The organism is Paenibacillus sp. V4I7 (assembly GCF_030817275.1).
GTDB lineage: Bacteria > Bacillota > Bacilli > Paenibacillales > NBRC-103111 > Paenibacillus_E.
Genome location: NZ_JAUSZD010000002.1, coordinates 7,093,510 through 7,105,448, shown reverse-complemented (window position 1 = coordinate 7,105,448; position 11,939 = coordinate 7,093,510). Strand labels below are relative to the sequence as shown.

Here is an 11,939-nt window from a genome sequence, read left to right as displayed (position 1 = left end):
CCTTTCCTATTCCAAAAAGAGGCAGAAGCCTTATATTACCGGGTAACCGGTCCTTTCACGCCATCTTCAAGGATGGGCTGTTCTGGCGTGGAGGGATTCATTTCTTCCGACTTGATGTCACCGCGGTTGGCGGCGATGAGAGTAGGGACTGGCGAATACTGATCCTTCGAAATTAATTCTTTACTGACGATCGTACCATTTTCTCTTTTGATCCGATACGTCTCTACCTTGTAGCCGACCTTGCCTGTGCTGATGGGGCGGGTAACGCCGGGTTTCAGGCTGGGATTCTGCAAGTATTTAACCGGTGGTTGAATTGTTTCTACAATGTTGGAATTGATGTCATAGGTAATAGAAGGCGACATATGCCCGAAAAGCTTCACGGTGACGGCTTGTTCTGTTGTTATAGTTCGTATCAATAGATAGGCATCTGTGTTGTTGCGGAATTTGAAATTAATAAAGCCACTGGCGAAAGTTGCATCTTGGCCGAGCGTAACATAGCTAACAGGGAGAGAATGATTGCGCCGCTCAACAATGTCGAGACCGCTCCGTAAGACAGCATTGTAAAGCGTTGTCGAAACTTGGCAAATGCCACCTCCAATGCCTGGCACGAGCTTGCCGTTTAGGATGACGGGTGCTTCCTTATAGCCGAATTGGGCTTCGGTTTGTTCAATAATCTTACTATAGTCGAATGTCTCTCCCGGCGCCATTAGCAAGTCCTGAATAGAGGCGGCTGTGGAGCGTATATTGTGAATTCTCCCTTCACCTGATGGGGGGAATGAGGTCGTAAATTCCGAGATTTTGCGATCGATGCCCTGACGCTTCAATGTTTCCATCGTAACCGCGGGACCCTGCTCATATAAAGGCAAGGACAGTGTGATAGGAGCAGCATTGTGAATATAGCCAATGGATGGGGCAATTTCTTTCAAATGTTCAAGCAAATGGGCCGTATCAATTCTAAGCACTTTGCGTTCGGGCTCGAAAGCTAGTATATCTTCATTGGTTACAATGCGTTTTGCGGCAACCGGCTGAAGGTTATAGAGGTCCTTCCAAGCTTCTTTGACTACGGTGTTTAGCTGCGCTTGATTGACAGTGACCTCGAGCGGTATATCCGCGTGACGCAGGGTCCAGCGGGCTTTTATACGCTCTATCGGAGAGCCTCCGAACAGCTGCCCAAGTGAACGAGCTAGGGTTTCCTTTTGATACTGAACGCCTAGCTGTCCAAGCGCCAGTTGTTTATTCGGAATGTTCGGACGGGAGGATTGCAATTGAACGGGATAGGATGAGAGCAGCTGTAGGCGCTGTTCGTATTCTTGTTGAAATTTATCATAGGGCATTCCTCCAACCCTCCAGCCAGCAACTGTGAAATCTGCAGGGAATGTAGGCTGAGAACCATAGACGTATAGAGCAATGCTAAATGCACTTAGCATGCCTACGACGATAGACGTATAGAAGATAACTTTTCTAATTTGGCGTGACATGTATAGCGGCTCCTTTACATACGAATGATTTCGGGCTTGTACTTAATATAGGGATCTTTGAGCGGAGCTTAAAGTCTCTCTGCTTATAGGGATCTTTGAGCGGAGCTTAAAGTCTCTCTACTTAATATGTATCATCCTTTCAACCAATTTATTACTAAATCCTTATTCGGCTTAAATGTGTACAAATAATGATATAATGACGGTAATCTACAGGAATTTCAGAGCTATTTTAGAAGGAATTTCAGCTTTTGTGTCGAATGGATAAAAGCTAACTATACAGCAGAGAGACTTTGAGCTCCGCTCAAAGATCCCAAAGCAGAGAGACTTTGCTACGCAAAGATCCATATATTAGGATGTGATATTGTGATCGAAATGCAGGACGTATGGAAAACGTACTCCAACGGCACTCATGCATTGCGAGGGATTAATGTAAAAGTGGACAGCAACGAGTTCGTATATGTTGTTGGACCTTCCGGCGCAGGTAAATCTACATTTATGAAGTTGATGTATAGAGAAGAGAGGCCGACCAAGGGGCAAATCTTCGTGAATGGTTTTAATTTGGAAAAGCTGAAACAGCGTAAGATTCCTTACGTGCGTCGTAATATTGGCGTTATTTTCCAGGATTATCGACTGCTTCCTAAGCTTAATATTTTTGAAAATGTGGCTTTCGCTATGGAAGTTATCGAGGCACCTAAGAAGCAGATTAAGAAACGCACAATGGAAGTGCTTGAGCTTGTTAAGTTGAAGGATAAAGCGAATTCGCTGCCCTCTCAGCTTTCTGGAGGCGAGCAGCAGCGGGTAGCGATTGCCCGGGCAATAATTAACAACCCAGCTGTCATTATCGCCGATGAACCGACAGGAAATCTCGATCCTGAGACTTCCTGGGGAATCATGAAATTGATGGAGGAAATTAACTTCCGGGGTACCACCATAGTCATGGCTACGCATAATAAGGAAATCGTAAATACGATGCGTAAACGAGTCATTGCGATTGAGCATGGACTCATTGCTCGTGACCAGGTACGGGGGGAATACGGTTATGAAGATTAGTACGGTTTCTCGTCATTTGCGAGAAGGTACGAAGAATGTCGTTCGGAATGGTTGGATGACGTTCGCGTCGATTAGTTCGATAGCCATTTCGTTATTTATTTTAGGTATTTTCGTCCTTATTACACTTAATGTGAATGATATTGCAGGTCAGATTGAGAAACAGGTTGAGATTAATGTATATCTGGAAGTTAACACTTCGCAGGATCAAATTACTGCGCTCGAATCTCAAATCCAAGCTATTCATGAGGTAAAAACTATTAAGTTTGTTTCGAAAGAAGAGGGCCTTATTTATTTAAGGCAAAAGCTTGGTGAGAGCGGTAAAGCTTTATTAGATGGATTTGAAGGAGAAAATAATCCGCTAAACGATGCGTTTACCATCGAAGTCGATGACCCTCGCAATGTGGCCGTCGTTGCTGATCAAATCAGCGCGCTTAACATCGGCAAAGATCCAAAGCCTATCTACAAGGTGAATTATGGCAAAGGTACGGTTGAAGCCCTATTTAAGGTGACACAAATTGTTCGTTGGGTCGGGATTGGTATTGTTATTTTACTTTCATTTACCGCTGTGTTCCTGATCGCGAATACGATCAAAATTACGATTTTGGCCAGACGCAAAGAAATATCAATTATGAAACTGGTGGGTGCGACGAATTCCTTTATTCGTTGGCCGTTCTTTATAGAAGGTGCTCTGCTTGGATTCATCGGCTCTGTAGTCCCGACAGCTATTATTTTAGGTGGGTACTGGAAGCTGCTTAACACAAGTTCACTGAACTTGAATCTGCTTATGGTTGAATTAACACCTTTCGGGGATATTGCTCCTACGATGATGGCTTTGTTGTTAGGTATTGGGATGGTAATCGGAATCTGGGGGTCCCTAATCTCAGTCCGCAAATTCCTCAGAGTTTAAGGAGGCTTTAAAGCCGACTTTGTCCACATCAGAATGATAGATCCTAATAGCGCTAAAGCGTAAAGGAGGGATTCTGATTGGCGAATAAACCTACCACTAAACGCGGTCGCTCATCTTCGAATGACTTCGATATAGGTTTATCTCATAACGATGTATTTCTGGAAGCTTATTCGGCGTCGAATCTTGAACGAAAATGGGGTAGTCCGGTAATCATGTAGCTTTGCTACACTCCGTTCCTCCTACTCCCATTTTCGTCCAACCTTCTCGGTTCTGAAAGTCGGCTTTAGAAGCTTTTATTTTTATTTTTTCATTTTCAAAGATTCATAGATTAGGAATTTAAGAGATTCAAAGTATAAAAGATTTAAGAAGTTCCAGGTTTTGATGATGGGGAGGCTACGTGCTTGAAGAAGAAGATTCTACCTATGGTGTTGACTCTTGGGATTGCGGCTTCATTGGCGGTTCCTTATGCGGGGTATGCCGCTTCAACAACGGAAAAGATCGATCAGCAGTTGACTCAGCTCAAGAAAATGAAGGCGCAAGCGCAGCAGAAGGCGAATGACGCCCAGAATCAAATAACGAAGGTCCATAACGAGAAGGACCAGGCGACGAAGGATATGAACACGCTTGTCAATCAGGTCAATGAGGCTAGCAAGAAGCTCACGAAGCTGAATGAAGAAATCGACCAAGTGTCGGATACATTAGCAGAGAACGCTAAACAATTGGATGAAGCGGAAGCTCGTGTGGAGTCTCGTGATCAAATGCTGAAATCTCGAGTGCGCTTAATGTATATGAACGGTTTTGTTTCGTACATGGATGTGCTGCTTAGCGCGACCAGTTTTTCTGATTTCTTGAACCGTATTGAAGCTTTGAAATCTATTGTTAATCAAGATAAAGAGATATTAGTGGCAAATAAGAAAGATAAAGAAACGGTTGCTCAGAAGAAGATAGATACAGAAGAGCAGCTTGAGAAGGTTAAGGCGCTTTACGCTGATGCCGACGCCCTTAGGGACGATCTGCAAGCGAAAGAGAAGGCCAAGGAAGTTAAGATTGCTTCCCTTACGAAGCAAGAGAAGGTGCTAGAGGATATTTCAGAAGAAAGCGATAGACAGATTACACAATTAGCGAAGCAAGAGGCAGATTTACAGGCGAAGAAACGGGCAGCTAGTAAAGCGAAGTCGCCTTTCACTTATTCCGGTGGGAAACTGGGTTACCCATTGGCCTCTCAAGCGCCGCTCACATCCGATTTCACGAATAGAATCAATCCAGTTACAGGCAGATCAGAGAGCCATAAAGGTATTGATTTGGGAGCTCCCAAGGGAACGGGCATTCTCGCAGCTGAGAACGGCTCAGTCATCTATGCTTCATGGATGAACGGATATGGGAATTGCATCATCGTGGATCATGGGAATGGGTTATGGACGTTATATGGACATATTATGAATGATGGGATCTATGTCAAAGTTGGCGATTTGGTGAAACGCGGACAGAAGATTGCCGGTGTTGGCTCGACTGGTCAATCGACAGGGAACCATTTGCATTTTGAAGTAAGGAAGAATGAAGTTCCAACTGATCCTAAACCATTCTTACGATAGGGGAACTTGGTTATAAAACGGGAATAGCTTGTCATATACTACAAACAGGCGAACCCAAATGGGTTTTAGGAAAAAGGTGGTGAAACGCGCTTTGCAATTCAAAGGACGCACGGTCATAGTATTTGTTTTGTTAGCCATGTTTGCAAGCAGTATCGTGACACTGACGATTGTGGATTCATCCTTTTCTTGGGGGCGGAAAGAGCAGCCAGCGGGCAGTACGACCGCATCCACTGCCACTTCTTCCGGACTTTCGAGTAAGGATTTGAGCAAAATCGCTACAACGTTTCAATTGATCGAGAGCAAGTATTTGCAGCAGCCGGATCATGATAAGCTGGTCAACGGTGCAATCAATGGCATGTTGGAATCTCTGGAAGATCCGTTTACCGTGTATATGGATCAGAAGGAAGCGAAGCAGTTCGATGAGAGCATTACGTCCTCTTTTCAAGGGATAGGGGCAGAGGTTTCGATTGAGGAAGGTAAATTCGTAATCGTGTCTCCCATCAAGGGCTCTCCTGCTGAGAAAGCTGGTATTCAATCCAAAGACGTGATTGTCTCGGTCAACGGAGAGAAGTTGGACGGGCTTACACTCAACCAAGCGGTCATGAAAATCCGCGGCCCTAAAGGAACGCAGGCGAAGCTCGATTTACTTCGTCAAGGTGCCGGTGATCCGGTACAAGTCATCGTGGTCAGGGATAATATTGACGTTGAAACGGTTTATGGCGAAATGCTGCAGGACCAAATCGGGAAGATTGAGATTCGCCAATTCTCCTCGAATACAGCCGTCCGTTTCGCTGAAGAGCTGAAAAGCCTTGAAGCCAAAGGGATGAAAGGGCTAGTTATCGACGTGCGTAATGACCCAGGCGGTCTTTTGAACGTGGTCGTCGACATCGTGAATCCTTTCGTCAAGAGCGGCAAGCCGATCGTCCAGGTCGAGAATCGGGATGGGAAGCGGGAGCCGACACCTTCAACAGGCTCAGGCAAGAACTATCCGGTTACAGTGCTTGTGAACAAGGGTAGTGCGAGTGCTTCGGAGATACTGGCAGGAGCCTTCCAAGAAGCGGTTGGCAGTAAAATTGTTGGTGAAACCTCCTATGGGAAAGGAACCGTACAGGTTACTTTTGAGAAGGAAATGGGTGACGGCAGCAATATCAAAATGACGGTGTACAAATGGTTAACCCCGAACGGCAACTGGATTCACAAAACAGGGATCCAGCCGGATATCCCAGTTGAGCAGCCGGCTTATTTCAAAGCAGCTCCGCTGTCTAAGAAAAGTGTGCTTAAACAGGATATGACAAGCGATGATGTGAAGAATCTACAGCTGATGTTATCAGGCCTTGGTTTTAACCCTGAGCGTTCGGATGGTTATTTCAATGATAAGACAGTTACAGCTGTTAAAGCATTCCAAAGAACTAACGGTTTACCAATGACTGGCGAGGTAGATACGGAAACAGCGGCTAAAATCGAAAAATCAATTTTGGAGCAAATCCGTGAGCCGAAGAATGATTTGCAGTTGAAGGCAGCAATTGGGCAAATCCAAAAGCAAATCGGGAAATAATAAGGATCAGATATTGGAAATTCGTCAAGATGGGCAGGAGATAAGCTCTAATAGTCGAATTAGTGTAGGAAGGTTGCTACGGCTGCCTTCCTATTTCTTTTTCATCAAGGAGCCCAGATTCGTATGGATGTATTGATTCAACTCTTGGACAGACTGCTGCAGGCTGTAGGGCAGTTGTTTGCGAATCCTTTTTACTATATAGGTATTCTATTTATCGTGCTGCATTATCGGAAGCAGATTCAGATGGAGCGTAAGCTGTTTCACACGCGCTTGCATTCTTTATTGAATGAGACATGGCGAACCGTACTTTGGGGTTGGCTAGGCGGTATCAGTGCCTCCGTACTTATGCTCTTCGTAGGTGTTAATATTCAAGCGAGCACGGTCATTCTGTTATGGGTCCTATCGATTATCCTAGTGATGATGCGCGTTAGATTCTTGTGTTTGGCTTATGCAGTAGGTATTTTGGGAATCGCGCAAGTGATTCTTTCGTGGATACCGAACGCAGCCAGCCTCCAGGAGAGGGTTCCGGTTCTGGACATTGTAGTTGGCGCGGATATTCCTTCCTTGCTGGTCATTGTCGCCGTACTTCATCTTCTAGAAGCGATGCTCGTCGGCTTTCAAGGAGCACGCATGGCAACACCGCTGTTCCTTGAAGGAAGGCGAGGGCAAATTATCGGCGGGCAACAGCTGCAAGGCTTCTGGCCTGTCCCTTTATTCTTGCTCGTTCCTATGACAGGAGGAAGTATACAAGGTCTTCCATGGGAAACGCTGTTTGGTTCGAACCTCGCATCAGGATGGACATTTCTTGCCTTTCCGGCAATGATTGGCTTTACGGAGCTTACGATATCGAAGCTTCCCCGCAAACAAGCCCGTTTCAGTTCAAGCTTGCTCTACTTATATGGCATCATCCTATTAGTCACAGCGATTGCTGCTCATTTTTGGCCGCCGATTCTGCTTGTAGGAGCCGCATTAAGCATTGCTTTACATGAAGGATTGATTCGGTATAACCGATGGGTGGAAGATAAGCTGGTGCCGTTCTACGTTCACTCAGAGCGAGGTCTTATGGTGCTGTCGGTAGTGCCAAACAGTCCTGCCCACGAGCTAGGTATTCAAACGGGCGAACTCATTCACAAGGTGAACGGTCACAAAATCAAGACTAAAACCGATCTGCACGTTGCCATGGGGCTGAATTCCGCCTTCTGCAGGCTGGAGGTGCTGAATGAGCAGGGTGAGGTGCGTTTCTTGCAGCGAGCGATTTACTCTGGCGATCATCATCAATTAGGTATTATTTTAGCTCCGGATCAGGATGCATTGTACTTCCTAGAGCAAAGACCCTTGCATTTGTTTTCCTATTTGCGAAATAAACTGACCGGCTTGTTATCCAATGATTCGACGAAATCTATGTAATTTCAAGAAAAAGACCCTATTCTCTCGTTTGAAAGAGGAAGGGTCTTTGCTTATTTAACAGTTGTTGTTGGAGAAAGCCCATCACGCAGAACAATGATTTCAACGCGGCGATTTTTGCTGCGGTTCTCATCGCTGGTGTTGGCTACTTTTGGCATCGTATCGGCATAAGCAGTAGCTATAAATTTATGGTTATCCAGTTTGGCCGTATCGCTAAAATAGCGAAGCACCGAAAGGGAACGGGCGAATGATAATCCCCAATTATCTTTGAAAGGAGAACCAGTAGCTAGAGGCAAGTTGTCAGTATGACCTTCAATACTCACCTTGCTGTTCAGTGTAGGGAAAAATGAAGCAAGCTTCTGTAGAATAGGAAAGGAGGCCGCTTTCAGGTCCGCTTTTCCTAGGTCGAATAGGAATAAGTCATTAAGGGTGATAGCCACACCGCGTTCTGTATCGCTAGCGGACACTTGTGCATCCAGATTCTGATCCTTAATATAAGCTTGGACTTGTTTTAAAAGATCTTGAAGTTCCTTTTCGCGCTTCTCTTTTTCATTATCTTCAGGCTTTGTTTTATCTTTCTCTTCTTTCTGATCGTCTTGGCTCTGATTCTGGTTCTGCGGTGTCTGGGCATCGCCTTGCTTCGGGGTCATTTGACCGCTGACGCCAAAGCCTTTATCCAATACCGAGTCGGCTTTCTGGAATTGCATGTTTAAGGCTTGAGCTAGAACGGAATACTTTTGAACATCGACTTTACTCATTGCATACATAATAATGAAGAAAACGAGCAGAAGGGTGATTAAATCAGCGTAAGTAATGAGCCATCTCTCATGATTGACATGTTCCTCGTGCTTCTTACCTCTCCGCGCCATTATCGACATCCTCCTCTACGACTTTCTTCGTTGGTTTATCGTGGAGGAAGGAATTCAGTTTTTTCTTAATTAACTGTGGATTTTCACCAGCTTGAAGGGCGAGAATTCCTTCTAACATCAATTCCATTTCGGAAACCATTTCTTTGCCGCGAACCTTAATTTTATTAGCAATCGGAAGATAGACTAAGTTGGCGCTCATAACACCGTATAAGGTAGCTGTGAAAGCAACGGCAATGGCAGGTCCGAGACTGGAGGGATCGTCGAGATTACCGAGAACGTGAATGAGACCCATAACGGTACCGATAATGCCCATGGTTGGTGCATAGCCGCCTCCGGCTTCGAAAACCTTTGACATATTATCAACCTGGTGCTCAATTGCGTCCATCTCAAGCTCTAGAATTTGTCTAGTCAGCTCGGGATCAGTTCCATCCACCACCATAAGCAAGCCATCTTTTAGGAACGGATTTGTATGCTCTTGTGCGCGTTGCTCAAGGGCTAGTACTCCTTCTCGACGAGCGATCGAAGCCATATCCACAAGTTCATCAATCGTTGCCCTCGGATCTCTTTTTACTTCTTTGAAGGCAATGCCTAGAGCTTTAGGGATTTTGGCTAAAATAGAGAGCGGGAAGCTGATGGCTACTGCACCAAAGGTTCCGCCGAAAACGATTAGCATGGCACTCGGGATGATCAATGAACTAATATGACCGCCATCCCACATGTACCCGCCGACTAAACCTACAAGACCCAATACTAATCCTAAAACTGTTGTCAAATCCATGACTGTACCACTCCTAATTAGCATAAAAAGAATAGGAACCTTAAAGCAACCAGATAAATTCGTTGGGGCCTCTCTCCATAAAATTTATACGGCCGTAACAGATATTGCCGTTTGCATCCATGATTCAAAAAGGGTATAATGGAAAAACCAGAACAAACATTCTTATGATGGATGATTTTAGAGATTCCTTCATATTTGTGCAAAATAAGTTCCATAAACTTCTATATCGGAAATAGCATAAGGAAAGTTAATAGGATAAAAGTTCGATTTATTTCGATAAGTGTAGGTGATTATTGATGAGTGAACTAGAAATAAGTTCCAAGAAGTTTGAACTAGTATCGGATTTTTCTCCACAAGGCGATCAGCCTAAAGCGATTGAGGAAATTGTTCAAAGTATTCAAGCGGGTAATAAGCATCAGACGCTCTTAGGTGCGACGGGAACGGGAAAAACGTTCACAGCGGCGCAAGTTATTGCCAAGTTGAACCGTCCTACCCTGATTATTGCGCATAACAAAACGTTAGCCGCACAGTTGTGCAGTGAATTTAAAGAATTTTTCCCTCATAATGCCGTCTCCTACTTCGTTAGTTACTATGATTACTACCAACCAGAAGCCTACATTGCCTCCTCTGACACTTACATCGAGAAAGATTCCAGCATCAATGAAGAGATTGATAAGCTTCGTCACTCAGCGACAAGCTCGTTATTTGAACGCCGTGATGTTATTGTCGTTGCGAGCGTATCGTGTATTTACGGCTTGGGTTCGCCAATTGAATATGGGAATATGCTGCTTTCTTTACGTGTAGGTATGGAGAAATCGCGCAATGAGATTTTACACAAGCTCGTGGATATTCAATATCAGCGGAATGATATGAATTTTGTCCGCGGGACGTTTCGCGTGCGTGGAGATGTTGTTGAGATTTTTCCAGCGTCCCATGGCGAACAAGCGGTGAGAGTTGAATTGTTTGGTGACGAAATCGAACGGATAACGGAAATTAACGTGCTTACCGGCGAGATTATCGGCGAACGCGAGCATATTGCTATCTTCCCGGCGTCTCACTTTGTGACGCACGAAGATACGATGAAACGCGCGCTTGTGAATATTGAGCGTGAGCTTGAGGAACGTCTTGCCGAGCTCAAAGAGCAAGGGAAGCTACTCGAAGCACAGAGGCTGGAACAGCGGACGCGTTACGATATGGAAATGATGCAAGAGATGGGCTTTTGCAATGGTATTGAGAATTACTCAGGACCGCTGACTTTCCGCGAGCGAGGGGCTACGCCTTATACGCTTTTGGATTATTTCCCGGACGACATGCTTTTCATGGTTGATGAGTCTCATGTGACTTTGCCGCAAATTCGCGCGATGTACAATGGAGATAGGGCGAGGAAAGAAGTATTAGTTGACCACGGTTTCCGTTTGCCATCTGCACTCGATAACCGTCCTCTACGCTTTGAAGAGTTCGAGGAGAAAGTCAGCCAAATTTTATATATATCAGCAACACCTGGACCTTACGAGTTAGAACATTGTCCGGAAATGACGCAGCAAATTATTCGTCCTACGGGGCTATTGGATCCTATTATTGAGGTAAGACCAACCAAGGGACAAATCGATGATTTAATAGCCGAAATTCATGATCGAATTCGTAAAGATGAGCGCGTGCTCGTTACTACCTTAACGAAAAAGATGTCGGAGGATTTAACCGACTACTTTAAGGAAATCGGTATTAAGGTTCGGTACTTGCACTCGGATATCAAGACATTTGAGCGTATGCAGATTTTACGTGATTTGCGGTTGGGGACTTTCCATGTTCTTGTGGGGATTAACCTCCTTAGGGAAGGACTTGATTTACCTGAGGTTTCGTTGGTCGCTATTCTAGATGCGGACAAAGAAGGGTTCCTACGCTCGGAACGATCGCTGATTCAAACCATAGGCCGTGCGGCGAGAAATTCAGACGGTCGCGTCATTATGTATGGAGATAGAATTACGGATTCCATGCAGAAGGCGATCTATGAGACGAGTCGCCGCAGAAGTCTTCAAGAAGCACATAATGAGAAACTGGGGATCACGCCGCAGACGATTGCCAAGAAAATTCGCGATGTCATCGAAGCTACGAAAGTAGCTGAACAGAAAGCGGATTATCTGGCCGATGTGAAGGGTGCGAAGATGTCGAAGAAAGATCGCGCATCGCTGATCGAGCGTTTGGAAGGCGAGATGAAAGAGGCTGCGAAGAACCTACAGTTTGAACGAGCCGCGCAGCTGCGTGATGCTATTATGGAAATGAAAGCTGACGCCTAGAAGTGGCATCAG

General features: G+C 45.1%; 10 protein-coding genes. 7 read left to right on the top strand and 3 right to left on the bottom strand.

The features are described from left to right. Positions 1-35: 35 nt before the first annotated feature. The gene (locus QFZ80_RS33240; protein WP_307562988.1) at positions 36-1,478 is read right to left on the bottom strand and encodes a VanW family protein; all 1,443 of its coding nucleotides are present in this window, start codon (positions 1,476-1,478) and stop codon (positions 36-38) included. 363 nt (positions 1,479-1,841) lie between these two features. Here QFZ80_RS33240 and ftsE point away from each other — a divergent pair, with 363 nt between their 5' ends. The 6 genes from ftsE to QFZ80_RS33210 all read left to right on the top strand — a co-directional run bounded on the left by ftsE (position 1,842) and on the right by QFZ80_RS33210 (position 7,989). Continuing rightward, on the top strand, positions 1,842-2,528 hold the full coding sequence (ftsE, locus tag QFZ80_RS33235) for a cell division ATP-binding protein FtsE (protein WP_047682153.1): 687 nt from the start codon (positions 1,842-1,844) through the stop codon (positions 2,526-2,528). After that, positions 2,518-3,435: a permease-like cell division protein FtsX gene (gene ftsX, locus QFZ80_RS33230; protein ID WP_307551199.1), complete on the top strand. Its 918-nt coding sequence runs from the start codon at positions 2,518-2,520 to the stop codon at positions 3,433-3,435. Before ftsE ends, ftsX begins: the two co-directional genes overlap by 11 nt. Positions 3,436-3,512: 77 nt before the next feature. Further along, on the top strand, positions 3,513-3,653 hold the full coding sequence (locus tag QFZ80_RS33225) for a hypothetical protein (RefSeq protein WP_307562986.1): 141 nt from the start codon (positions 3,513-3,515) through the stop codon (positions 3,651-3,653). 183 nt (positions 3,654-3,836) lie between these two features. Beyond that, the gene (locus QFZ80_RS33220) at positions 3,837-5,027 is read left to right on the top strand and encodes a murein hydrolase activator EnvC family protein (protein WP_307551202.1); all 1,191 of its coding nucleotides are present in this window, start codon (positions 3,837-3,839) and stop codon (positions 5,025-5,027) included. A gap of 91 nt (positions 5,028-5,118) precedes the next feature. Beyond that, positions 5,119-6,582, top strand: a complete 1,464-nt coding sequence (locus tag QFZ80_RS33215; protein ID WP_307555861.1) for a S41 family peptidase — start codon at positions 5,119-5,121, stop codon at positions 6,580-6,582. A 123-nt stretch (positions 6,583-6,705) separates the two neighbouring features. Then, positions 6,706-7,989, top strand: coding sequence for a PDZ domain-containing protein (locus tag QFZ80_RS33210; RefSeq protein ID WP_307562984.1), 1,284 nt, complete (start codon positions 6,706-6,708; stop codon positions 7,987-7,989). Between the two features lie 50 nt (positions 7,990-8,039). Here QFZ80_RS33210 and QFZ80_RS33205 read toward each other — a convergent pair whose 3' ends face one another. Together QFZ80_RS33205 and QFZ80_RS33200 are read right to left on the bottom strand one after the other, a co-directional pair. Continuing rightward, positions 8,040-8,855, bottom strand: coding sequence for a flagellar motor protein MotB (locus QFZ80_RS33205; protein WP_307562982.1), 816 nt, complete (start codon positions 8,853-8,855; stop codon positions 8,040-8,042). Further along, the gene (locus QFZ80_RS33200) at positions 8,839-9,633 is read right to left on the bottom strand and encodes a flagellar motor protein (RefSeq protein ID WP_307551207.1); all 795 of its coding nucleotides are present in this window, start codon (positions 9,631-9,633) and stop codon (positions 8,839-8,841) included. The genes QFZ80_RS33205 and QFZ80_RS33200 overlap by 17 nt, the downstream gene beginning before the upstream one ends. A 296-nt stretch (positions 9,634-9,929) precedes the next feature. Between QFZ80_RS33200 and uvrB the strand changes: the two genes are divergently transcribed. Then, on the top strand, positions 9,930-11,927 hold the full coding sequence (gene uvrB, locus QFZ80_RS33195) for an excinuclease ABC subunit UvrB (protein ID WP_307551209.1): 1,998 nt from the start codon (positions 9,930-9,932) through the stop codon (positions 11,925-11,927). Positions 11,928-11,939: the final 12 nt, after the last annotated feature.

Coding starts and splice junctions, on each gene's coding strand:
- uvrB (WP_307551209.1), top strand. CDS start 9,930: ATGAGTGAACTAGAAATAAGTTCCAAGAAGTTTGAACTAGTATCGGAT.
- QFZ80_RS33205 (WP_307562982.1), bottom strand. CDS start 8,855: ATGGCGCGGAGAGGTAAGAAGCACGAGGAACATGTCAATCATGAGAGA.
- QFZ80_RS33200 (WP_307551207.1), bottom strand. CDS start 9,633: ATGGATTTGACAACAGTTTTAGGATTAGTATTGGGTCTTGTAGGTTTA.
- QFZ80_RS33210 (WP_307562984.1), top strand. CDS start 6,706: ATGGATGTATTGATTCAACTCTTGGACAGACTGCTGCAGGCTGTAGGG.
- ftsX (WP_307551199.1), top strand. CDS start 2,518: ATGAAGATTAGTACGGTTTCTCGTCATTTGCGAGAAGGTACGAAGAAT.
- QFZ80_RS33240 (WP_307562988.1), bottom strand. CDS start 1,478: ATGTCACGCCAAATTAGAAAAGTTATCTTCTATACGTCTATCGTCGTA.